General features: G+C 62.2%; 23 protein-coding genes and 1 tRNA gene. 3 read left to right on the top strand and 21 right to left on the bottom strand.

Annotated elements, in window-relative coordinates:
• Positions 1–23 precede the first annotated feature (23 nt).
• From I6E81_RS09600 to I6E81_RS09580, 5 genes are all read right to left on the bottom strand, one after another.
• The gene (locus tag I6E81_RS09600) at positions 24–1,118 is read right to left on the bottom strand and encodes an ABC transporter ATP-binding protein (protein ID WP_197107083.1); all 1,095 of its coding nucleotides are present in this window, start codon (positions 1,116–1,118) and stop codon (positions 24–26) included.
• The gene (locus I6E81_RS09595) at positions 1,115–2,872 is read right to left on the bottom strand and encodes an ABC transporter permease subunit (RefSeq protein WP_197107082.1); all 1,758 of its coding nucleotides are present in this window, start codon (positions 2,870–2,872) and stop codon (positions 1,115–1,117) included. Before I6E81_RS09595 ends, I6E81_RS09600 begins: the two co-directional genes overlap by 4 nt.
• A gap of 20 nt (positions 2,873–2,892) precedes the next feature.
• Positions 2,893–3,258 carry a cupin domain-containing protein gene (locus tag I6E81_RS09590; protein ID WP_197107081.1) on the bottom strand — a complete coding sequence of 122 codons (366 nt, stop codon included), beginning with the start codon at positions 3,256–3,258 and terminating at the stop codon, positions 2,893–2,895.
• An 81-nt stretch (positions 3,259–3,339) separates the two neighbouring features.
• On the bottom strand, positions 3,340–4,287 hold the full coding sequence (locus I6E81_RS09585) for a C-terminal binding protein (protein ID WP_197107080.1): 948 nt from the start codon (positions 4,285–4,287) through the stop codon (positions 3,340–3,342).
• A 260-nt stretch (positions 4,288–4,547) separates the two neighbouring features.
• Positions 4,548–6,113, bottom strand: coding sequence for a carbohydrate-binding domain-containing protein (locus I6E81_RS09580; RefSeq protein ID WP_197107079.1), 1,566 nt, complete (start codon positions 6,111–6,113; stop codon positions 4,548–4,550).
• A 161-nt stretch (positions 6,114–6,274) separates the two neighbouring features.
• On the opposite strand from I6E81_RS09580, the gene I6E81_RS09575 reads away from it, so the two are divergent.
• Complete coding sequence (locus tag I6E81_RS09575) at positions 6,275–7,090, top strand: dienelactone hydrolase family protein (protein ID WP_197107078.1); 816 nt, start codon at positions 6,275–6,277, stop codon at positions 7,088–7,090.
• 75 nt (positions 7,091–7,165) lie between these two features.
• On the opposite strand, the gene I6E81_RS09570 is transcribed toward I6E81_RS09575, so the two are convergent.
• The 4 genes from I6E81_RS09570 to I6E81_RS09555 form a co-directional block, all read right to left on the bottom strand.
• Positions 7,166–7,558 carry an HsmA family protein gene (locus I6E81_RS09570; RefSeq protein ID WP_197107077.1) on the bottom strand — a complete coding sequence of 131 codons (393 nt, stop codon included), beginning with the start codon at positions 7,556–7,558 and terminating at the stop codon, positions 7,166–7,168.
• Positions 7,559–7,609: 51 nt separating this feature from the next.
• A complete protein-coding gene (locus tag I6E81_RS09565; RefSeq protein ID WP_197107076.1) occupies positions 7,610–7,969 on the bottom strand; it encodes an antibiotic biosynthesis monooxygenase in 360 nt (119 codons plus the stop codon).
• Between the two features lie 112 nt (positions 7,970–8,081).
• Complete coding sequence (locus I6E81_RS09560) at positions 8,082–8,384, bottom strand: transcriptional regulator (RefSeq protein WP_197107075.1); 303 nt, start codon at positions 8,382–8,384, stop codon at positions 8,082–8,084.
• A 5-nt stretch (positions 8,385–8,389) separates the two neighbouring features.
• Entirely contained in the window at positions 8,390–9,334 is a 945-nt protein-coding gene (locus tag I6E81_RS09555) for a sodium-dependent bicarbonate transport family permease (RefSeq protein WP_197107074.1), read from the bottom strand.
• A gap of 134 nt (positions 9,335–9,468) precedes the next feature.
• Here I6E81_RS09555 and I6E81_RS09550 point away from each other — a divergent pair, with 134 nt between their 5' ends.
• On the top strand, positions 9,469–9,753 hold the full coding sequence (locus I6E81_RS09550; RefSeq protein ID WP_197107073.1) for a winged helix-turn-helix domain-containing protein: 285 nt from the start codon (positions 9,469–9,471) through the stop codon (positions 9,751–9,753).
• 114 nt (positions 9,754–9,867) lie between these two features.
• Here I6E81_RS09550 and I6E81_RS09545 read toward each other — a convergent pair.
• The 7 genes from I6E81_RS09545 to I6E81_RS09515 form a co-directional block, all read right to left on the bottom strand.
• A tRNA-Arg gene (locus I6E81_RS09545) sits at positions 9,868–9,943 on the bottom strand.
• Between the two features lie 86 nt (positions 9,944–10,029).
• Positions 10,030–10,779, bottom strand: a complete 750-nt coding sequence (locus I6E81_RS09540) for an SDR family NAD(P)-dependent oxidoreductase (protein WP_197107072.1) — start codon at positions 10,777–10,779, stop codon at positions 10,030–10,032.
• Positions 10,776–11,624 carry a fumarylacetoacetate hydrolase family protein gene (locus I6E81_RS09535; protein ID WP_197107071.1) on the bottom strand — a complete coding sequence of 283 codons (849 nt, stop codon included), beginning with the start codon at positions 11,622–11,624 and terminating at the stop codon, positions 10,776–10,778. The genes I6E81_RS09540 and I6E81_RS09535 overlap by 4 nt, the downstream gene beginning before the upstream one ends.
• Entirely contained in the window at positions 11,621–12,727 is a 1,107-nt protein-coding gene (locus I6E81_RS09530; protein ID WP_197107070.1) for a Gfo/Idh/MocA family protein, read from the bottom strand. Before I6E81_RS09530 ends, I6E81_RS09535 begins: the two co-directional genes overlap by 4 nt.
• Positions 12,728–13,012: 285 nt before the next feature.
• Positions 13,013–14,041, bottom strand: coding sequence for an isopenicillin N synthase family oxygenase (locus I6E81_RS09525; protein ID WP_197107069.1), 1,029 nt, complete (start codon positions 14,039–14,041; stop codon positions 13,013–13,015).
• Positions 14,042–14,131: 90 nt separating this feature from the next.
• Positions 14,132–15,586 (bottom strand): glyceraldehyde-3-phosphate dehydrogenase, encoded by a 1,455-nt coding sequence (locus tag I6E81_RS09520; protein ID WP_197107068.1) that lies wholly within the window; start codon positions 15,584–15,586, stop codon positions 14,132–14,134.
• Between the two features lie 256 nt (positions 15,587–15,842).
• Positions 15,843–16,205, bottom strand: a complete 363-nt coding sequence (locus I6E81_RS09515; RefSeq protein WP_197107067.1) for a DUF1801 domain-containing protein — start codon at positions 16,203–16,205, stop codon at positions 15,843–15,845.
• 62 nt (positions 16,206–16,267) lie between these two features.
• On the opposite strand from I6E81_RS09515, the gene dgoD reads away from it, so the two are divergent.
• Complete coding sequence (gene dgoD, locus I6E81_RS09510) at positions 16,268–17,413, top strand: galactonate dehydratase (RefSeq protein ID WP_197107066.1); 1,146 nt, start codon at positions 16,268–16,270, stop codon at positions 17,411–17,413.
• A 48-nt stretch (positions 17,414–17,461) separates the two neighbouring features.
• Here dgoD and I6E81_RS09505 read toward each other — a convergent pair whose 3' ends face one another.
• The 5 genes from I6E81_RS09505 to I6E81_RS09485 form a co-directional block, all read right to left on the bottom strand.
• Positions 17,462–18,202, bottom strand: a complete 741-nt coding sequence (locus I6E81_RS09505) for an SDR family oxidoreductase (RefSeq protein WP_197107065.1) — start codon at positions 18,200–18,202, stop codon at positions 17,462–17,464.
• Positions 18,202–18,951 (bottom strand): FadR/GntR family transcriptional regulator, encoded by a 750-nt coding sequence (locus I6E81_RS09500; protein WP_197107064.1) that lies wholly within the window; start codon positions 18,949–18,951, stop codon positions 18,202–18,204. Before I6E81_RS09500 ends, I6E81_RS09505 begins: the two co-directional genes overlap by 1 nt.
• 41 nt (positions 18,952–18,992) lie before the next feature.
• The gene (locus tag I6E81_RS09495) at positions 18,993–20,351 is read right to left on the bottom strand and encodes a DUF1501 domain-containing protein (protein ID WP_197107063.1); all 1,359 of its coding nucleotides are present in this window, start codon (positions 20,349–20,351) and stop codon (positions 18,993–18,995) included.
• A gap of 78 nt (positions 20,352–20,429) precedes the next feature.
• Positions 20,430–22,325 carry a DUF1800 domain-containing protein gene (locus I6E81_RS09490; RefSeq protein WP_197107062.1) on the bottom strand — a complete coding sequence of 632 codons (1,896 nt, stop codon included), beginning with the start codon at positions 22,323–22,325 and terminating at the stop codon, positions 20,430–20,432.
• 180 nt (positions 22,326–22,505) lie between these two features.
• Complete coding sequence (locus tag I6E81_RS09485; protein ID WP_197107061.1) at positions 22,506–23,063, bottom strand: redoxin domain-containing protein; 558 nt, start codon at positions 23,061–23,063, stop codon at positions 22,506–22,508.
• Positions 23,064–23,113 lie beyond the last annotated feature (50 nt).

Raw genomic sequence — 23,113 nt, 5'->3', positions numbered from 1 at the left:
TGCGGTGGTGCGGTGGTGAATCTCTAGGCGGTTTCGCGCGGTACAAGCGCTGACTCGCCAATGCGAACGGAAAGGGTGACCCGTTCGCCGACGGCGGGGATCTGACCGTAAGGATCAAGATCTGCCGAACATTCCATGGAGTCCGTCGCGATGCGCACGCTCTGCCTCTGGCCGAGGAAGCGGCTGTCGGTGACGACTCCGGTGGTGAGTTTGTGGTGGCCCTCGGGTACGACATCCCCGCTGAGCACGATCTGTTCGGGTCGAACAGAGCAGTACACCGACGATGATCCGCCGGGAACTCCGGGGCGTGCGGTGACCTGGTGGTCTCCGATTCGAACGACGGCACCCTCAGATGACTCGCTCAGCACTTCTGCCTCGAACAGGTTTGTCTTTCCCAAGAAGCGAGCCACGAACAGGTCTTTGGGTGCGCGGTAGAGTTCCTCGGGAGTTCCGATCTGAGAGACCTTGCCGTCGCGCATGACGCCCATCCGGTCGGAAAGAATGAAGGCTTCATCCTGATCGTGGGTGACATAGACCGCAGTGGTCTGAGCCTCACGCTGAATGCGTCGGATCTCGGCGCCCAGATCTTGACGGAGCGCACGGTCGAGAGCGCCAAGAGGCTCATCAAGCAGGAGCACGCGGGGGCGCTGCGCGAGCGCCCGACCGAGGGCAACACGTTGCTGCTGGCCACCACTGAGTTGAGCCGGGTAGCGGTCGCCCAACCCACCCAGCGCAACGAGTTCGATCATTTCGGCAAGACGAGCGGCGCGCGCTACGGACTTGACCTTGCGCACCTTGAGCCCGAATTCGATGTTCTCGGCAACCGTCAGGTGCGGGAAGAGCGCGTAGTTCTGGAACACGAACCCGATATCGCGGTGCTGAGTGTCCACGTCGGTCACATCAGCGTCGTCGATGGAGATGGTGCCGCGTTGCGGTTCGAGAAGGCCCGCGATGATGCGCAGTAGCGTTGTCTTTCCCGAGCCGGAGGGGCCAAGAAGGGTGAAGAACTCACCTGCGTGGACCTCTACCGACGCATTATCGAGGGCAACGTTCCCGTTGTAGTCCAGTCCGATTCCCGAGGCGAAAACCTGGCCGCGGCGTGAGTGTGAAGCGGTCATCGTGATTCCTCCTGTTGAGCTGCGCGTCGCCGCGCGGATATTGAGCCGACAACGCCTCGAACGACGACGATCAGCACGACTAATGCGATGAGTAGCGAAGCGACAGCGGGAACCGTCGGGATGATGCCACTCTCGAGATATTTGTAAATGGTGACGGGCAAGGTTTTGGTTGGGCCCGTCTGCAGGAAGAGAGCGAGCACGACCTCATCCCATGAGGTCACGAACGCAATCGCGAATGCACCCAATGCACTCGGCAGGATTCCTCGAACAACCACTGTCCAGAATGTCCGGATTCGCGATGCACCCAGAGTCCAGGCTGCAGCTTCGATTCCGCGATCGGCACCCGCCATGGACGCCGCGATGAGTGCGTAGGAGAGGGGCGCCGCAATCACGGTGTGCGCCAAGATGAGCCCGATCACCGTGCCCGTCAGCTTGAGCTGGAGTTCGACGTCGAAGATTCCGATAGCGAGCAGGATGCTCGGCGCAATGATTGGCGCAAAGGCGAGACCGCCAATGATTGCTTTTCCGGTAGTCGACGTCATTTCGCTTGTGACCCGGGCCAGCGCGAGTGCGATACCGACAGACAGCACTGCGGTACCCACGCCGACGATCGAACTCTGCATGATCGGGCCGAGCCAAGTGTCGGTCGTGAACACCTGAACGAACCACTCCAAGGTGAAGCCGCGAGGCGGGAACACCACTGTGCCGGTCTCGCCCGTTGACAACGGGAAGACGAACAACACGGGGATCACCAGAATGGCGATGGTGATTGCCGAAAGCGCGGCCGACATGATCATGATGGGCGACCAGCGGAAAGCCTGCCCCGCGCTCACACCCTTTGCTTGAACCGAGCCGACTCCGCCGGGCTGGAAGGTTCCCGCAATGCGCACCACTCCGACGTAGCAAATGACTGTCGCTATAAGCAGCACCATTCCCATGGCGCTAGCGGTGCCCCACTGGAAGATGTCGATCTGCTGCTGAATATAGACAGCGATCGTCTGATCCCGAGGCCCGCCAAGGATGGCAGGTACAACGAAGAAGCTCAGCGCGAGGATGAAGATCAGTAGCGCACCGCTCAGAAGCGACGAGCGAATCATGGGTATGTAGACACGGAAGAAGGCGTAGCTCGCTGATGCGCCCATCGTTCGAGCAGCCAGCATGAGGTTGCTATCGACTGCGACCATGCCGGCGTAGAGCACCAGAATCATGTACGGCAGAAGGTACATGACGGTACCGACCAGCGTTCCCGCCTGGGTGTATAGCAACGATGTTTCGCCGAACCCGAGCGCGAGACTCGCCTGATTCACCGGGCCGTTCGGGCTGAGGATCGAGGTGACGGCAAAGAGTCGAACCACAATCGACACCCAGAACGGGATCAAGATCAGCAGCAAGAGTACGGATGCTGTCTTCCGGTTGAGCCGGGAGATGAAATAGGCCGTGGGAAACGCGAGTGCCGTCGTAATCAACGTTGAGTTGATCGCGAGCAACAGCGTGCGGCCCTCGATCAGGAGCAGGAAGTCATCACCGATTAGTTGGGCGAAGTTATCGAGCGTGAAACTCGGTGCTGCCGCATCGAACTTGCCGTCGAGACTCAAGCTGCGAAGGACCACCGTGAGGATGGGCCACAGAAAGAAGATCACATAGAAAGCAATGATCGGGGTCAGCAGCAGCCACCGGGACACAAGGCCTCGAACGCGGCGCGAGGGCGGCCGAGCAGTCAGCGATATCTGCGTAGTTTCCGCCTCGGTACTCATGGCCTTGTCTCCCGTTCCTGTTAGGCCTGCGCCGGGGCGGTCTTGTAGATCGTGTAGAGCTTGCGAGTGGTCTCTTCGATGTACCAAGTGCCCGTCCAGCCGGGAAGGAACTCGACGACGACACCAGCGGCGATCGGCGATACAGTGCCGTCCGGGTGTTCAATGCGACCCGCGCCTGATACGAACTGAACAACCTCACCGATGTCGTGCTTGACCGAATCGAAAACTCCGGGGGTGACTTCCCACACACCGATCTCTAGGGATCCCGTGTCGACAATCACTTTTTCCTTGCACGTGGGGTCGCCCGAAACGATGCGTGCAGGTGCCGGGCTGGGAGCCAACTCGGCGGTAGCGATGTCGAGCAAGTGGCTGTTGAGCTCAGTCATTTCTGATCCTTCTTTTCAAATTATGGAACAACGTACCAAAAAGATATTTCCGGGGTGTTTCCCCACGAATTCCGGTTCGCGCTAATTGCTAGCGAGTCGCTCGAGCGCGGCCCGATTGGCCACGGTCGGGGCGGGTTTTCCGTCGAGTACTCCCGCGCAACGCTCGGCGAGCAGGTGCCGCAAGCGACGCTCAGACTGCTCGGAGTACCAGGCAATGTGGTTAGTGAGAGTCACGCGCGGGGCGTCAAGAATGGGATCTCCCGCCGGCGGCTCCGCCTCCAACACATCCAGGGCCGCACCGGCGAGACGCCCATCGTGAAGAGCGGCAGCGAGGTCAGCGCTGTTGATCAGGCCGCCGCGCGAGACATTGACGAGAACAGCGCCGGGCTTGACGTGGGCGAGCGCGGCAGCATCAATGAGGTGACGAGTCTGGTCATTAAGCGGGCAGTGGAGGCTAATGACATCGCCAGCAGCCAACGCCTCTTCGAAGCCGAGCAGCTCGACTCCGTCGGCCGGAGCAGCGAACGGGTCGTGAGCGACGATTCGACCGAAGAACGGGCTCATCAAGCGAATGGTTTCGGAACCGATGTGACCGATTCCGATGAGCGACAGAGTCGACTGAGAGAGGGCCTGAATGGGGCGAAGTTCGCTCCACGAGCCCCACGCGCCGTCACGCACGAGCAGGTCTGCTTCGCGGATGCGGCGGGCCGCCCCGAGGATTAGTGCCGCGGCGTGCGTCGCCACTTCCTCTTCGCAGTAGTCGGGAACGTTGACGACGGGAATGCCCCGGGACGCGGCAGCCTCAAGATCGATCGTGTCGACTCCGACGCCGTAACGCCCGATGACCTTCCACGAGGGGTTCGCATCCATTTCGGCAGCGCCGATCGTGGCGTACTGCACCAGGACTCCGTCGGCAGGAGAGGTGTTCTCGCGAGCATCCCGCACCGTCACCCCATGCGCGGCTGCGGCTTCGGCTTCGAGCACGACGTCGCCGTAAGAGCTATCGAGAACGGCGAGCGAGCGTTGCATCTTTTATCCCTTGTTCGGATTTTGATACACCGTTTCATATTCTGCAAAAGCTGTCAATCATTTTTTTCTAGAGCCACTCACCACGCGCACAATTGCTCGCTGTCGAATGAGACATTCCGCTGCGGTCGGAGTGACCGTTAACCGCCGAAAACCCCACATTTCTGTGGGGTTTTCGGTTGCTGCACGAGGCGATGAGTGGCGCAGACCCGCTCCGCGACCGTCGCTTTACATGAGCTTTCATGCCGTGACGTTGCCCAGTGTTACGGGCGAGGCTGGCCTCCTCCGCCGCCGCTTTCGCTTCCCGCTGCTGCGACTCCGGCTGTCACGGTTCCGGCTGAGTCGCCGCCAACCGTGATCGTGTAGGTGTCGCCGTTCGTGATGGCGGCATCCGACAGCACGACCGACTGGAACGACTTGATCGAGGTGAACTCGGCGATCATCGTGCCGCTGCTATCGAGCACCTGCACGGTCTGGTCGGCGCCGTACGCCTGCTCGAGCGAAGCGCTCACCCAGCCCTGCGAAGATGACGTTTCGGGCGCGGTTGCCATGAAGGTCATACCGACCGCCAGGACCGTTCCGCCGTCGACCACGATGGTGCCGTTCGCATCGAGCGCACCCTCACGGTCTTCAGACGAACCGAACACCGTGGTTGTACCGCCCGTGACCAGCATCGACCCGTTGGAGTCGATCCCATCGCCGGCTGAGTTGACCGTGGTCTCGCCGCCGGTGATCGACACCATTGCTCCGTCATCCGCTTCGACGATGCCGCCGACGTCGGTGGTGGTGCTGGTGCCGCTCGTGGCGTTGATGCCGTCATCGCTCGCGTTGACCGCGAGCGCGCCGCCTTCGATCGTGATGTAGTACGACTCGATGCCTTCGTAAGAATTGGTGACAGCGGTTCCGCCGCCCGAGATCACGATGTTGACCTCTGACTTGAGCCCGTCGTCTTCGGCCGCGAGCGTGGTTGAACCGCCCGCGATCACGATGTCGGTCTCGGCCTGCACTCCGTCATCCGCCGCCGTGAGGTCAACAGTGCCGCCCGCGATGTACACGTAGCCGCGCGTTTCGTCTTCTTCGTTGTCTGACTTGAGAGCATCGCCGCCGGCATCCACCGTGACGGTGCCGCCCTCGATGGTCAGCGAGTCTTTGCCCCGCAGGCCGTCATCGCCCGCGGTGACCGTGATGTCGCCCGAGAGGATGACGAGGTCGTCATGGCTCGTGATGCCGTCGTTGACCGAGCTGCTTACTGTGAGCGAGCCGTCGCCCGAGATAGTGAGGTCGGCGTCGCTGAAGAGTGCAGCGTTGTATTCGGCGTCGTCTCCCGTGGAGGAGAGCGTGTTGGTTCCGCTGAGCGAGACCACCACGTCTTCGGCGTTGACGACCGCGATCGCGGCGCTCGTTGAGTTGGAAATGTCTACGCCGTCGAGCACCAGTGCGACGACGTCTTCATCGTCGGTGTCGACGACGACTTGGCCGTCGAGCTGTCCCGAGAGAACGTAGGTGCCGGCCGCCGTGATGGTGATCGTGGAACCCGAGACGCTGACGCCATCGCCGTCGGCGGTCGCAGTGGATCCGTCGAGGGCAATCGAAACTGCGCCATCGAGGGTCCACTCGTCATCGTTCGTGGTCGTGGAGTTCGCGTTTGCCGCAAGAACTTCTGTCGCAACCGGGCCGAGGCTAAGCTCGACGCTCGCATCGCTGACCTCGGCCGTCACGCTGGAGGCGACGGTGGGTGTTTCGACTGCGGTTGTGCATCCGGCCAACAGCACCCCGCCAATCAAAAACGTGCTGACTGCGGCGGTAAGGGTGAAGTGATTTCGCTTCATGATCAAGCTCCTCTGGTGGGTGACGTGTTCCACTACACCGGGGTTCCCTATGACATTCCTATGAACTGGATATGCGTGAGCCGTGGATGTCGAAACGGCGCGACGACCGCGTCTTCTCCTCGCTCAGGAGGGATCACGGTTTCGTGAGCGAAGATGTACGCATGACAGCCGTTAGCGCTTCCGCCGCACCGGTCGGCAACCTCCGCGGTTGGGTTCGCGCGCCGTTCGCCGCCGCGGGCCTGACCTATGACTGCTTCGAAAAGGGTTCGGGGCCAGGAGTGGTGCTCATCCCAGATATCCCCGGAATCACACCGGAAGTGCTTGGCCTAGCCGAGCACCTCGTCGCTGCCGGCTTCACGGTCGTCGTGCCCTCACCATTCGGCGAGCCAGGCAAAGCAAAGACCGTGGGCTACATGACGCGGATCGTGCTGCGGTTGTGCGTGGCCGCCGAGTTCCGCGCGTTCGCGACGAACTCATCGCGGCCTGTCACCGACTACTTTCGGGCGGTTGCCTCCGACCTCGCTGCCCGCACTCCCGGGCGAGGCGTTGGGGTGATCGGACAGTGCTTCACGGGCGGATTCGCCTTAGCCGCAGCGATCGACGATTCCGTGGCGGCATCCGTTCTCAGCCAGCCCGCCGTTCCCTTTCCGGTCGGCCGTGCGCGCCAGCTCGATGCCGGAGTTTCGCGCGACGAGTTCGATCGCATCGCTGCCCGGGCGGATGCCGGCGATGTCTGCGCGCTCGGCTTACGGTTCAGCGAAGATACCGCCGCCCCGCGCGCCCGCTTCGACACCATCAAGGCCCGTCTCGGCGATGCCTTCGAGATCATCCAGTTGGACTCGTCGCCGGGAAACCCTGACGGCTACGCCGCAACCGCCCACTCGGTGCTCACCGGCGAAGTGCGCGAGAATCCGGCCAACTCGGCGGCGGCGGCCCGCGACCGGGTGGTCACGTTCTTGCGCGAACGAATCGGGTGAGCGGCGTTGGCTGGTTGGGCGCGGCTGCCGAAATCTGCAGCCGCCGGTGTCGCTGACTGCGTGAACTGAACTGATCTAGCCGAGGCTCGATCCCAGGGCACCGACGATGTACGGGATAAGCCAGATTCCCCACACGATGACAGAGAACCGGTGAAAGCTAGTCTTCTCGGCTTCACGGTTGCGCACCAGCACGACGATTGCCCAAGCGAGGTGCACGGCCATGAGCACGATCGCGATCACTCCTGTGACGCCCATCAGCTGGTTCAAAGCGCTCTGCTCGATGCCGGCTGCACGATTCTCGGTCGCGATCAGGTTCATCAAGAACGTGCCCGTGGCATCCGCCGCCAATCCCAGTCCGAAGAGCACGACGTGCCACGGCTTGAGCACCTTCTGCACTCGCTCGCTCCACACCCCGACGGTGTAAAACACGAGGGCAAGAGTGATGAGGATGATCGCGGGAAGCAGCATCCCCCTATCCTGCGCGCTTTACGGCTCGAGAGCGAAAGTGGTTCGGGTTATTCAGCTATTTGCCTCGACCCGCTCAACCTCGTCAAAGTGCTCGACGAGCGGGAACGGTTCGTAAAACTCGTGCAGCAATGCTCGCCATTGCTGATACTCGGGCGAACCCCGAAATCCAATCTCGTGGTCGTCAACGGTGTCCCACCGCACGAGCAGCAGATACGTTTCGGGATGCTCGACCCCGCGTGAGAGCGTCAGTCCGCGGAATCCCGGCATAGCCGCAATGATGCTCTTCGCTTGGGCGAAAGCCGCTTCGAACTCCGCCTCAAGGCCGGGCTTCACCGGAAGTATCGCGTGCTCTATGACATGGCCACGTGAATTGTCTACGTTCTCATCTCGGGTTCCATCTCGCTTCAACATTCTTCCCCTCAAGGTTGCGCCCAGGTTTTTGGGAACTCTGGATGCGAACTCGGCGCGTGCCGATTCTGTTCTAGCGCACATCGCGCCGATGCGCGAAGATTCGAGCGGCGGCTTAGAACTTCGTGGGCCGCAGCACGTCGATGTCGCTCATGAACAGGATCATGGCGTAGTCGGCGTAGTAGTGCTTTTGAAGGTAGGAGGCAATTGCTTCGGCCGTCTCCGCGTCGCACACCACCTCGATGCGGATGTTGCTACTGGCCTCCCAGCCAGCATCGCGAACGCCGCGGTTACCTTTGCCGCGGGCATCTGTAATGGTGTACCCGTGGGCATTCAGCTGGTCGAGATCTCGAACAAGGGTGCTCTCGAGTGCGGCTTCAGTGATGACGGTTAACAACCTGCGGTGATAGCTCTGCATGGCTCTCATCCTCTCGCGAATGTATGTGCCCACACGGCAAGTGCGTGGTAGATCGGGATGCCGAGCAAGACGTTGAAGGGGAAGGTTATTCCCAGCGCCGCGGCGAGCGACAGCGTGGGGTTCGCCTCGGGCACGGAAATGCGCATGGCCGCCGGCACCGCGATGTATGAGGCACTCGCCGCCAGCGTCGCCAGGATTGCCGTTCCGCCGACGGAGAGGTCAAGAACCCAGCCCAGCCAGGTGCCCACTAGCGCTGAGAAGAGTGGCATCCCGATTCCGAAGGCGACCAGAAATGGCCCGTAGCGGCGAAGGCTGCCGATCTGCTTCGCGGTGATCAGCCCCATCTCCAGCAGAAACACGGCGAGGAATCCCTTGAAGAGATCGAAGAAGAACGGCTCTATCGGCTTTAACCCGTCCGGCCCAGCTGCCCAGCCAATGAGCAGGCCACCCAGCAGCAAAACAATTCCCTTGCCCAGGAATACCTCGTGGGCCACCGTCCGCCAGCGCGTCTCGCGCGAAAGGCCTCGAGCCAGCACGATTCCCACCAGGATGGCCGGCACCTCCAGCATGACCAGAAGCAGCGGCATGTGTTCTTCGAAGGGGATCTGCCTGCTGCCCAGATAGGCGACCGCCACCGCGAACGTGCCGACGCTCACGGAGCCGTAATGGGCGGCGATAGAGGCGGCATCCGCGCGCGTGAAGCGTCCCAGATAGCGCAGGACAGGGAAGGCGAGCAGCGTGAGGACGAAGCCCATGGCTATCACTGCCCCCATGTGCGGCAACAGGGTGGAGAAGGGCTGCTTGGCGAGTTCGACGCCGCCTTTGAGCCCGATGGAGAGCAGCAGCACGATACTGACGAACTCGTACACTGCTGCCGGAAGACGCAATTCCGACCTCAACAAGCCCGCGACGGCTCCGAGCAGGAAGAACAGGATGATGGGATCGATCACGCGGTGACTCTCTGGTTCGCTTACGGTCCGTAGCCCCTAGGAGGAGCCCAAGGGTCAACCTCTTCGATATACGCTGTGCAATACACGATAACCATAGCGTGTATTGCACAGCGCGTGTCACCTAGGATGGAAAGATGAACAGCTGGACCTTCCTGACCAATCACGCACACGTTCTGTTGTGTGTTTCCCGGGATCCCACGATGCGGTTAAGGGACATCGCCGAAGCCGTGGGCATCACCGAACGAGCCGCCCAGCGCATCATCGCCGAACTTGTCGAAGACGGGTACCTCACGCGCAAGCGGGATGGACGACGCAACAGCTACGAGCTCTACCCGGATCTGCCGCTTCGGCACCCTCTAGAGCACCACCACCAGATCGGCGAACTACTCAAGACACTGGGGTCCGAACCCCGCGCGTAGGTGCATGGCAGCCGAGGGCCTGCCTGTTCGCCCTGGCGCCGGGAGCCTTCGCCGCGGAGACTGGCCAAACGAAAAAAGAAAGACCCCGCCAAAACAGGCGGGGCCTTTCTCGAGTGGTGCGCCCGGAGGGATTTGAACCCCCGGCCTATTGATCCGTAGTCAATTGCTCTATCCGCTGAGCTACGGGCGCATCTCATTGACTTTCGCCAACCAGAAAACTATACCAGCGGTTTTGGCCTCCCACTGCCACTTTTGACAGTCGGATGCCGCGAGCGCCTACTTTCTGACGCGAAGGTGCGTTACTCCACCATCAACTTCGAGCGCGGTGCCCGTGGTTGAGCCGGAGAGCGGGCTCGCCAAATACGCGACCGCACCGGCGACTTCTTCTGGTGTCACCATGCGTCCGGTGGCCTGGCGGGCATCCAGGGCGGCGCGTTCAGCGACGGGATCGTCGAAACCCTGCAGCATCCGTTCGACAAAGGGGGTGGAGACGGTGCCGGGGCTGACGGCGTTGACGCGCACCCCATCCGTCACATGGTCGGTTGCCATGGCGTAGGTGAGCGCAAGAACGGCTCCCTTGGATGCGCTGTAGAGAGCGCGCTGCGGGAGGCCGTTGAGGGCGGCGATCGAGCAGAGGTTGACGATGGCGGCGTGCTGCGACTTGCGCAACCACGGCAGCGCTGCGGCCGACACTCTGGCCATACCGGTGACGTTGATGTTGAGAACACGTGCCCAGTCAGTGTCGTCGTTGTCTTCGACGGTGCCGACCGCGCTGATGCCGGCGTTGTTCACGACGATGTCGATGCCGCCCAACTTCTCGGCCGCCGCTTCGACAGCAGCGACCACGGAGGCACGATCAGACACGTCTGCTGCGAAACCGTGCAGGCGAGCATCCAACCCCTCGGGGTTCAGGTCGAGCACGGCAACAGTCGCACCACGCTCGGCGAGAGTGAGTGCTGAAGCTAAACCGATGCCGGATGCTCCCCCGGTGACTACGGCGACGAGGCCGTCGAACTCGGCGCTCATGCTTGCACCATCTCTTGGCGTGCACGACCGAGGCCGTCGATCTCGAGCTCAACAACATCGCCAGCGCGCAAATACGGCTGGCCTTCAATACCCATTGCGACACCGGCGGGCGTTCCCGTGTTGATGACATCGCCGGGGCGCAGCACCATGAACTGACTCAAGTACCAGACGACGTAGTGGACACCGAACGCCATATTCGCAGTCGTGCCGTTCTGGCGTTCGACACCATTCACCCACAGGCGCAAGCCCAAGGCTTGAGGATCGGCCACCTCGTCGGCGGTCACCAGCTCAGGCCCGAACGGATTGAAGGTCTCGCAGCTCTTGCCCTTGTCCCAAGTTCCGCCACGTTCGAGTTGGAAAGCGCGCTCGGAAACGTCGTGCGAGACGGCGTAACCAGCAATGACGGCGGCCGCGTCATCCGGGGAATCAAGGTAGCGAGCGGTGGCGCCAATCACGACGCCGAGCTCGACCTCCCAGTCGGTCTTGACGCTCGTGCGCGGGATGAGCACGTTGTCGAAGGCGCCGACCATCGTGCTGGGGTCTTTCATGAAGATGACGGGTTCGTCGGGCAGCGTTGCCCCGGTTTCTTCGGCGTGGTCGCTGTAGTTGAGACCGACGCAGACGATCTTGCCGGGCTGGGCGATTGCCGCACCGACGCGAACGCCCTCGGTCTCGACGGCGGGAAGCGTGCCCGCGGCGATTGCCGCACGAGCAGCGTCGACTCCGCCGGACTCGAAGAAAGCACCGTTGACGTCTGCCGCGATGGGGCGCAGGTCGAACGCCGCTCCGTCGTGCAGGACGACAGGAATTTCTGAGCCAACCGGCCCGAGTCGCGCAAATCTCACTGAGTGTTCTCCTTAGCTGCCAACGCGATACCTTCGCGTTCTTGTGAATCGTATCCGGCTTCAACAACAGCCATAGTACGTATGACGTCTTCTGCCGAGGTGGGAAGTTCAGAAATCGAACCCTCGACGTAGCGCTGGAGGGCGCTCATGGAGCCGATGAAAGCATCCGGGAACCAGCTGCCCTCGAAAGGCACGGGCTGCCAGCCGAGCTCGGGCTTGTCCGTGTACGCAATCTCGAGAGCATCCGGGCCACCCCGCGGATAGTCGAGCATGAGACCCATCTGAGCGCGAATGGCACCCTTGGTGCCCTCCCACTTGATGAAACTCTCTTCGAACTTTCCGCCGAATCCGTGATCGTGGTTCGTGCTGATCGTGACCCGCAGCGGTCGATCCCGATAACGCATGATGATCGTCGAGCGAGTGTTCGAGACTTGAGGCTTGGCAGGGTGCCGCACCGTGACCGCACTCACGCCATCCGGGTCGCCCAAGAATGAACGCACGAGATCCATGTAGTGCACGCTGTGCATGTTGAGCTCGAGGCGTTCGATGCCGAGCACATGCGGGAAAATCTCCCAGGGCGTCTCCGTTGCGACGCGGATCTCCATGTCATAGAGCTCGCCGATCGCGCCGTCGGCGATGAGCTTGCGCGCCTCCGCGACGTACGGCGCGAACCGCAACTGCGTGTTCACGGCAGCAACAAGGTTCTTGCGGTGACAGATCTCAAGGAGCACACGCGCCTCGGCCAGGTTCTGACCGAACGGCTTCTGGATGAGCACGGCCGCGCCATCGGGAAGTTGGTCGAGCACCGTCGGGTATTGCTCGGGCATGAGTGCGAGGTCGTAGACGGCGTCTTTCGGGGCCGCCGCTACGGCATCCGAGAGCGACGTAACCACGTTCGGGATGCCGAACTCATCGGCCAGCGCCTGCGCCTTGGCCGCCGTGCGGTTTACGATCCCCCACACCTCGAACCCCGCCTTACGGTAGGCCGGGAGGTGAGCGTCTTTGACGATACCGCCGGCGCCAATCATGACGATCGGGCGTGGATGATCGGGCATCACGACCGTGTACGCCTCGGCTGGCTGACGTTCGGGAAACTGCGACACGGGGTGCTCCGGCTCTCATAGACGGTCAAACTCGTGATCAAACGATATATCAAACGTCTGCACGCGGCAACGCGGCGGGCTTGTAGCTGTCGAGCGTCACCTCCCAATGAGTGGAAACTCAGGAGATTTAAGTGCGCGATCGCCGTATTGGCAGATTGGGAACCCCGGAAAGCCAAATCTCCTGAGTTTCCAACGTCGGCGGGCCGGAAACAGCGCCGGCACCGACGACAAAGTGCGGCCCACCCCGAGGGGCAGACCGCACTTGAGTTACGTCAGTAAGCAGGTTTAGATCGCACCCCGCGGGCCCTGAATCAGATCGTCGTGATGAATCTGGGCAACGTTGGGGTGCGCCCGCATTCGGTAGCGAAGCGCATTATCTCCATACGTTTCGAGTATCGGGCTGTTCGTGGGGTCAAGCGACAGTCCGCGGGCTTGAGCGGCGAGCTCCGGCGGCAATTGCAACTGGGGAATCACAGTGTCGAGGGCCGGATTGAAGAAGAACGGAATCGAGATGCGGTCATCGCCGATGAGTGGCGAGATGACGCGGTGCAGCGTCGCCTTGAGGTAGCCCTCGGTAGCGAGCTCGAGCATCTCGCCAATGTTCACAACAAACGCACCGGGCTTCGGTGGAACATCCACCCACTCGCCCTGGTAGTCGACCTGCAGCCCACCCTTGCCCGGCTCCACCATCAGCAGCGTGAGAACTCCACCGTCACGGTGAGCACCGACGCCCTGTTTGGGCTCCGGGTTGGACTCGCCGGGGTACCGCACGATCTTCAACTGCGGGAAAGGCTTGTCGGCAAATGCGTTGTCGAAGACGTCCTCCGGAGCGCCAAGGGCGTGAGCCCACGCGCGCAGAAGGCGCAGCGACACGGCGCTGAGTTTGTCGTTCCATTCGTTGACCAGCTCACGAAGCTGCGGCACGGCATCCGGCCACAGGTTCGGGCCTTCAAGACGCCAGTAGTCAGCGAGCCCGGCAGCGTTGTCGACAACGTCGCGCTCGGGGCCAACATCGATTTGCTCACGCCAGTCGGTCTTGCCCTCGGTCAGCTCGCCCCCGACGCGCGTGTAGCCACGAAACTGTGGGCTGTTGATGTTTTCGACAGCCAACTTCTGCTCGGCGGGCAAGGCGAAGAATTCGCGGGATGCCGCAAGCAGGTCATCCATCAACTTCTCATCGACACCGTGCCCGACAAGGTAAAAGAACCCGACATCGTGGGTGGCACACAGCAAATCGTCCCGGAACTTGGCAGCCGCTTCTGGGCCGCCATCAAGTAGCGAGAGATCAATGACTGGGAGCGCGGAATCGTTCATTTAACGATGTTCACACGCCAAGTCTGAGAGTTTTCCTTTGTTACGCTCACAGCGTGAAGCGCGGGCGTAACACGATCACAGTTCGGAAAATTATGCTCCGACTACGGCGCGTTCGGGAATAACTTGCGGGTGAGTTTGCCCCATATGTTCGATCACGCGCACCACCTGACTGGTGTAGCCAAACTCGTTGTCATACCAGACGTACAACACGAGATGTTCGCCCGTGCTTATGGTGGCGAGGCCGTCCACGATGCCCGCACGGTGCGAGCCGGTGAAGTCGCTCGAGACAACCTCGGGAGAATCGATGAAGTCGATCTGTTGCTGCAGAGTCGAGTCGAGCGAGAGGTCGCGCAAGTAGCGATTCACCTCGGCGCGCGTGGTTTCCGTCGCGAGATTGAGATTCAGAATCGCCATCGACACATTCGGAGTGGGAACCCGGATGGCGCTGCCGGTCAGCAATCCAGCCAACTCCGGAACCGCCTTCGCGACGGCCTTCGCCGCCCCCGTTTCGGTAATGACCATGTTCATGGGTGCCGAGCGTCCGCGACGGTCGCCGGAATGGAAATTGTCGGTCAAGTTCTGGTCATTCGTGTACGAGTGCACCGTCTCAACATGCCCGTGCTCTATGCCGTACTGGTCGTTGATCGCTTTCAGCACCGGCGAGATCGCGTTCGTCGTGCACGACGCGGCCGAGAGGATGGCATCGGTGTCAGCGATCGAATCGTGGTTGAGCCCGTACACAATGTTCTTGATCTCGCCCTTGCCGGGGGCCGTGAGCAAGACACGCTTCACTCCCTGCGACTTGAGATGCTGACCGAGGCCCTCTTCGTCACGCCAGCGGCCGGTGTTGTCGACGACGATGGCATCCGAAATTCCGTACTCGGTGTAGTCGATCGTGGCCGGGTCGTTCGAGTAGATCACCTGGATGAGGGTGCCGTTGGCCAGAATCGTGTTGGCCTCGGTGTCGACCGAGATCGTGCCCTCGAACGGACCATGAACACTGTCGCGTCGCAACAGGCTGGCACGCTTCACGAGGTCATTGTCTGAACCCTTGCGCACGACGATCGCGCGCAAACGGAGTCCCTCGCCGTTGCCAGCGTGCGCGATCAGGATGCGGGCCAACAGTCGACCGATACGTCCGAAACCGTAGAGCACGACATCCGCTCCCGCTGGTTTCGTTTCGCTGCCGTTCTTGAGCACAGGCTCAAGCTCAGCCGCCAAGAAGCCATTGAGCTCGCCGCCAACTTCGCGAAAACGGTTCACGAGCTTCGCCAAATCGATGGATGCCGAATTGAGCGGCATTGCCGAGAGCGCCACCATGATCGGCATAGTCTCTTCGATCGGCAACTCGCTCTCGTTGAGCTGACGCGCAAAACGGTGAGCCTTGAGCACCTCGACGGGCGACTGGTTGATGAGGCGGCGGCCGTGAATCGAGGTCACGACGCCGTGGTTGCGATACAGCCCGCCGATAAGAGGGATCATTGCCTCGGCCAGTTCTTGGCGGGCATTCCACCGGTCAAATTCGTCGCTGTGTTCGCGTTGCATCAGGTTCCTTCCGACTGCGCTGTCTCGGGGCCGCGGGCGCGCTTGTAGCGCGGCTGGTCCCGCATCCATTCTCCCAGAGGGAAGCGCGGCACGCGCGCTCAGGAAGCCACAGTTCGGGCAACACTTTAGAGATCGCTAAAGGGGACGATTCTTAACGGTGCGGATGCCGGTTTGGCTGCGGATGTGGTGCCGAATGTGGGCGCAACCCAGAGCCGACCAGACGCAGGCGACTGGCGGCTGGCGGCTGGCGCGGAAGCTAGCGCGCTGAGTTCAGTGCGGCCGCAGCACGGATTAGCGCGTGGAATGCATCGGCGTCGATCGTGTCGCCCTCATGGAGATCGATCGCTCGCCTGACCTTCGCATCAAGGCTGCTGTTGAAGAGCCCGGCGGGGTCGTCGAGCGAAGCGCCCTGTGCAAACGTCAGCTTGACCTTGTCTTTGTAGGTTTCGCCGGTGCAGATCAGTCCGTCGAGGCTCCATGCGGCAACGCCGGCGGGATTGGAGGGCTTTCGCCACTTGACCTCTTCAACGACTGTGGGCTCGGCCTGCACGATCAGGGCGCGAAGGTGGGCAAGCATTTGGACACGCCAGTCGCTGTGGTCCGGGGTGACGTCATCCATGATGCTCACTCTAGTTGGCGTCATTAGTAGGATAATAAGACTTACTAACGGAAGGGCCCGCCGTGAAGATTGCACGCATCGAAACATTCCTCGTTCCACCACGCTGGTTGTTCGTGCGCATCGAGACTGATAGCGGCATCGTCGGCTGGGGCGAGCCCGTTGTTGAGGGCCAGGCCGACATCGTGCGTGCGGCCGTGGAACAGCACGCCGAATACCTTGTGGGGCTCGACGCCACCCGCATCGAAGACCACTGGCAAGTGCTCACCCGCGGCGGCTTCTACCGCGGTGGCCCCGTCGCCTCCAGCGCAATCGCCGGCATCGACCAAGCGCTCTGGGACATCGCGGGCAAAGCTCACGGTGTTCCCGTTCACGATCTTCTCGGCGGCGCCGTGCGCGACCGCATCCGCATGTACGGCTGGGTTGGCGGCGACGAACCCTCCGAGCTGCGCGACAACATCGCGCAGCAGGTCGAGTCGGGCCTGACCGCAATAAAGATGAACGCAAGCGGACGGATGTCGCCCCTCAGCACCGTAAGCGCCGTCGCCGAGGTCGTCGACCGGGCTGCGCTCGCACGCGAAGTTCTTGGCCCCGAACGGGATTTCGCGATCGACTTTCACGGACGAATGACCGCCGCGAACAGCCGCCGCATCCTTCCCCTTCTCGAGCCCCACGCTCCCCTGTTTGTGGAAGAACCGGTCGTGCCCGACAAGTCGCACTTGCTCGATGGCATCGTCTCGTCAACGTCGATCCCGATCGCCACCGGCGAGCGCCTCTTCTCTCGCACCGAGTTCTTGGGACCGCTGCAGGCGGGCATCGCCGTCGTGCAGCCCGACCTCTCCCATGCCGGCGGCATCTCCGAAGTGCGCCGCATCGCCGCCCTCGCTGACATGTTCGATGCTCAACTCGCGCCGCACTGCCCTCTCGGACCGATCGCCCTGGCGGCGAGTCTGCAGGTCGGCTTCAACACACCGAACTTCTTGATTCAGGAACAGAGCATCGGCATCCACTACAACGTCGGATCAGACGTGCTCGAATATCTGATGGATACGAGCGTCTTCGACTTCACTAGTGGCTACATCGAGCGCCTCACTAAGCCAGGCCTCGGCATCGACATCGACGAAGCTGCCGTGCGTGCCGCCGACAAGATCGGGCACCAGTGGCGCTCCCCCGTGTGGCGTCACGATGATGGGTCGCTCGCCGAGTGGTAACCGGTCGGCAACGCCAGCGATAGCCGAGCGCGCGGCCGCGAGTGCCCGCTAAGCGCCGAGCGTCGTTGTCATGCCGCCGTCGACAACGAGCGAAGCGCCCGTGATGTACGAGGCACCGTCGCCAGCCAGAAATTGGATGACCGACGCGACTTCTTCAGGTTTACCCAGCCGCTGCAGGGTGGCCTGGCGTCGCGCCAACTCTTGCGCTTCAGGGGTTTGGTGATCCCACTGCCGAGTCTCGATCGATCCCGGAAGAACGACGTTCACGCGCACGTGCGGGGCATAATCCAGTGATAGCTGACGGGTGAGCGAAATGAGCCCGCCCTTCGCCGCACCGTAAGCAGGCTGCTCGGCCCAGGACAGCACCCCGTGCACGCTCGACACATTGACCATGCTGCCCTTGGCTTCGGTGAGAGTGTCGTGGAAAGTGCGCATTGCGCGGTAGACGGATGACAGCGTCACCGAGAGCTGCTGATTCCAGTTGTCTTCGCTCTGTTCGTGTGCGATTCCCGCGACTTGGAAAAACGCGTTATTCACGATGACGGCGGGCGGGCGATTCGCGGTGCGCAGCTCACGCGAGAGCTCCTGCCAGTGCTCGGAGTCTGCGACGTCGAGGCGATGGGCGGTGGCGGCGCCACCGGCCGCGACGATCTCGGCGGCAACCGCGGCAGCGGCATCCACGTCAATATCGGTGACGACAACATCGTCGCCGGAGGCAGCGAAGAGGCGTGCAGCAGCGGCACCGATACCGTGGGCTGCGCCCGTGATGAGCACCGTACGGGCCGCCACTAGAGAGCCTGCTTGCGGTTGGCGACGAGCGCGGCGCCGGTCGGGTCTTTGCTCACGATCGTGTGCGAATCGAGGTTCGACTGGTCCATCAGCAGCTTCATCGCGGTGTGGGCTGCCTCGGCATCCTGCGCGACAATCGCCGTCACCACTGCGCGATGGTCATCCAAAAATTGGGTTGTTGTTTCGTTCTCAAACGCAAGCTCGTTGCGGGCATGCAGCGCGGGTTCGAGCACAACCTCAAAGCGAGCCAACAGTTCGTTGCCGGATGCCGCCAAGATCGCCCGATGAAAAGCCAAGTCCGCTGCTACGTGTGACGTCACTTCGGTGCTCTCGAAGGTCGCGGCCAACGCCGTCATCGCTGCTTCGATCTCGGCACACTGTTCGTCGCTGCGGCGAACGGCAGCCAGTCGAGCCGCCGCGGGCTCGAGCACTTGCCGCACTTCGCTGAGTTCGAGCACGAGCAGCGGGTCGGGCATTCCTTCCGAGCGCCACGTCATGACGTCGCGGTCGAGTAGCTGCCAGCGTTCCCGCGCGGTGACGAAGGTACCGAGGCGCGGCCGCGCGTCCACAAGCCCCTTCGTCGTGAGCACCTTGAGGGCTTCGCGGATTACCGTGCGGCTGACCTGAAACTCGGTGAGCAGCGCGTCCGGATCGATGATGTCTCCCGACGCCAGTTCACCGCGCATAATGCGACGGCCGAGCACATCAACAACGTGCCCGTGCAAACCTCGTCGAGAGAAAGTAGTCATCCCCGCGATAATACTGTGCCTGTCGCGAGCACGGGGCTGCGTTAGGCCATGACCCCTATCGGCGACACCTTCCATTCGGGGAAGATGATGCTGGCATCGGCCGCGCTGAGATCAAGGCGGTTCATGACGACCTCGCCCAGAAGATCGCGGAAGTCGTTGCTGCCGGGAACGTCGCCGTGATCGAGCACATCGGCACCGAGGCCCTCCCACTTGCCGTGCACGCCACCGGTGACGCCACCGCCGAGCACCATGGCAAGGCCGCCGTGACCGTGGTCAACACCTGAGCTGTCGTTCTGACCGACACGACGACCAAACTCACTCATGAGCACCACCGTGGTGGTGTCAGCCTTCGGACCAAGGTCAGCGAAGAACGCGGCGAGACCGTTGCCCACAGCGCTGAGCATGTCGTGCATGTCGCCCTTGTCTGGCGTGCCGATGTCGGTGTGCATGTCCCAGCCACCGAGGTCCAACGTGCCAACTCGAAGTCCCACGTTCGCCCGGATGAGACTGGCCAAGGTCGCAAGATCGCTAGAGAAGTTGTCGTCCCCATAGCCACGCGCTTTCGCATCACCAGCGGACGCTGCAATTTCGGATGCTTCGCTGGAGGCGCTCAAGGCGAGGTTGGCCTGCTGCGCGATGGGATGATCCAGCCCGGTGTAGAGGCTTGCAAGGGCCGTGCGAGTGGGCTCGAGTAGCGAGTCATCCACGTCGATCGCCATGCGTTCAAGGTCGGGAACGACCAGCGCATTCGAACCACCCACGAGAGAGCGAGCAAGTCGATCGCTCGCCCCCACCCCGCGCCAGGTCGTTCCTGGGCCACTCTGCTCAAGCGCGCGGTTGAGCCACCCTGTCTGCGAAGCGCTACCAGCGGAGCCACCGCGTTCGAGGCAATCTTGCGCCTGAAAATGGCTGCGGGACAGATCGGGGGTGCCAATCGCTGGCACGGCAGCGATCTTGCCTTGAGCCAACATTGGCTTCAAAGCAGACAACGCCGGGTGTAGTCCGAAGCCGCGTTCGAACGGGATCAATCCCGAATTCTCCTTAACGGCAATACCGGGGCGCGCCTTCAAGAGGTCGGCGTCGGTTGCCGGAACGAGCACGGAGAGGCCGTCCATTCCTCCGCGGAGGAAGATCACGATGAGTGCGCCCGTGTCTGGCGAGCCGGGGGCCGCGTAGGACGCCTGCGTGGTGACAATCTGGGAGCCGATGGCCGCGACTCCGGCCATAAGCCCGCCCTGCAACATCCGTCGTCGAGTGAAGCCTTTCGACCACAACTCGCGTCGGGCCGCCTCTTCGGCCACCACGATTTCGCTATGGGCTCGCACCGCGGAATCTAAGTCGGTTGGCCCCAGCTGTCGCCAGTCGGGGCAGTCAGGGTGGAGGAAACGGGTCTCGGTCATTAGGAGGTTCTTTCTCGAGTCGGGTTCGAGCTACTGGGGAGGGTAATGCGGGTCAGCGCGGTTGATTAGCGCGGTTGATTAGCGCAATTGAAAATAGGGCGAGTCGAGCACGAGCGCCGCGAGAGCCGGAACTTGCCACGCATCGCCCGCCTCGGCCTCGGCCGAACCATCGGCACCGAGATAGGACAGCAGCACCGCACGATGGGTGTCGCTCAGCGGACGGCCGATCATGTGCTGAGCAATGCTGTCGATCCATTGAGAGTTCGACTGGCCCACGGTGGGAGCCAATTCTTCACTGAGCTTGGCTGGCGGAGTAAGCCCCTTCATCCAGCCACCGGTCAGGCTCCGGTGCAGATTCCAGCGCGAGACCGTCTGGCTGGCAGAAAGCCACGCTCCCGTGACGTCGGGGAATCCGTTAGGTGGGGTCCACGTGAGCGGCGCGTGGCCAAGATTCTGCAGAACCCAGTAAAGGTTCTTGGCACCATCGGCGAGCTTGTCGCTGGGCTTGGCACCAACGGCACGAGCCGAGCCCACCGCATCTTCGAGCGGACGCCGTGCCTTCTCGCCGATTGCCGACCAGAACTCGTTGCTGGCGAAAAGCTGCTTGAGCACCGGAAGGATCGCGGTGTCATTGTCGAGGTACGTCTGAGCCAGACGGTCGAGCAGAGCCTGGGGCGGTGAATCCGAGACGAAACGAACCGCGAGTTTTCTGACAACCGTTGCTGCTGTTGCCGGATGGTGCGCCAGCACACTCACATAACGGTCGCCCATGTCGAGCCCACCTTCAGCGGTCGCGTTCTCGTCGGCAAAGAACGAGGTGGCTACGGGGCCGACATAGTGACGGTCTGCGCGATAGCGAAATTCGCCGGTCTCGTAATCAATGCCGCGGCCCGAGAGGATCATGGCGCTGTTGCGCACATCGCCCTCGGTGTAACCGGAGGCGACCCCCAGCGTGTGCAGCTCCAGCAGCTCACGACCGAGGTTCTCGTTGACGTTTACCTTGTTCGACTTCTCGTTGTTGAGATAGGTCAACATGGCGGGGTGCCGCATCGCCGCGTGCAACATGGCGGCGTAGCTGCCGAGAGCGTTCGCCCGGATAACCGAGTTCGCATAGTCGGGACCGGTAGCCCAGACGCTGTCCGACGGAGTTGTGACATTGAGCAGGTTCGAGAACACGTCAACAACAACCTCGAAGAGCTGGCGCTTGCTGAAGACCTGAGCAGCCAGGGTTGCTTGACCCGTCTGTCGTGCGGCATCCCAGCTGTACTGCTTAACGGACGAGCGCACTTTAGCGGTGGACGACTTTGCCAGCGGGAAGGCAGCCCACGCGGCATCGCCATCCGGGTCTGCGATGGATGCCGGAGCGAGCTGGGCACCCAACCATTTGTCGATACCCATGGTTGACACATCCACGAAGTCGCTGCTGCGGGGGCCAAACGTCGCACGCGCCAGTAGATGGGCGTGGGTTTGGTCGTTGTCTGCAACGCCGGTGGAGACGAACTCGGGAGCCGTTGAACCCTTCTGCGGGGTTGGCTTGGTCGCTGGCTTCGCGGCCGATGGCGTGTCGGCACGAGGGGTTGCGCCCGTTCCCGCACCCGGGTTTGCGTAACTCTGGTCGCGGTCGGCCGGCGGGTTTGCCGTTGCCGGTGAGCGCGGGTCTTGAGTCGCGGGTGGGTTCGTGCCCCCGGTCGGGTTCTTCGTGGCCGGCGGTTTCGTGGATGTCGCGCTCGGCGTCGGAGTGGTCGGCACCGGAGTGTTGCGGGGAGCAGATCCTGTCGACGGAGGCGTGACGGGAGGGCTCGCCCCGTCGGGAAGCAGCGAGATTGTGCTCGCGGGGCCGAATGCGGCGCTGCTCGCCGCGGCCGCGCCCACAGCGGCAAGCGCTGCGACACCACTCGTGATGATCATGCGGCGAGCGAGTAGAGCCTCGCCGTCACCTCGCGGACGTACGTCGGGATCTACAGGAGGATTCACGCCAAAGTCCTTCGTCGGGCTCACGCACGCTGCTGCCGACTAGGTTTCGACAGCCCTACACGCACTACTGAATAACGATTCAGCATCGACCTTATGGCGAGAAACACCCCTCTGTCTACCCCCATCAGGGGGACACGCGGGTAATTGTGAAAAACTTTCGCCGAACGAGGCGTGCACGACTCAGTGCGCGGGCGCTACCGTTCCGCGCGCGGGCGCTACCGTTCCGCGCGCGGGATAATCGGTCTCGGTGACGTACTCGAGACCATGAATGATGGCCTTCACGGGCATCCGACCGAAAGGCATGCTGGAAACAGTACTCCAGAACACGGTGTTGTCGGCGTCAAGGATGAACATGCCCGGCTCGCTAAACAGCTCCGGTTCGCCCTTCTTGAATCCGCTCGAGAGGAAGAGACCCCACTCGCGAGCCTGCTCTTCGCTCAACCCATAAGCAATCGGAAGCCGACTGAGTTCCCAATCCTCGATCGATATCGTGGCGCGCTTGAGGGTGTCCATGCTGATGGCCACGACGCGACCCACCCCGGCTTCATGCAGCGCATCCATGTTGTCGTCAAGTTCGCGAAGCTGCTTGCGGCACACCGGGCAGTGCAAGCCGCGGTAGAAAATGATGAGAGTGAAGCGCCCGTCAACGCCCGTGCCGAGCGCGAGATCCTCAATGGTGCCGCCTCGCGCGAGGGGCAGCGAAAGGGCAGGAGGCTGGGTGCGCGGCAGAATAGTCATCTTCTAGACCAACATAGTGGTGGGCCGCATTCATTCCGCCATGTCGTGAA

This window comes from Salinibacterium sp. NG22 (assembly GCF_015864925.1).
In the GTDB taxonomy this organism is placed as follows: domain Bacteria; phylum Actinomycetota; class Actinomycetes; order Actinomycetales; family Microbacteriaceae; genus Rhodoglobus.
This window is presented reverse-complemented; position numbering and strand designations above follow the sequence as displayed.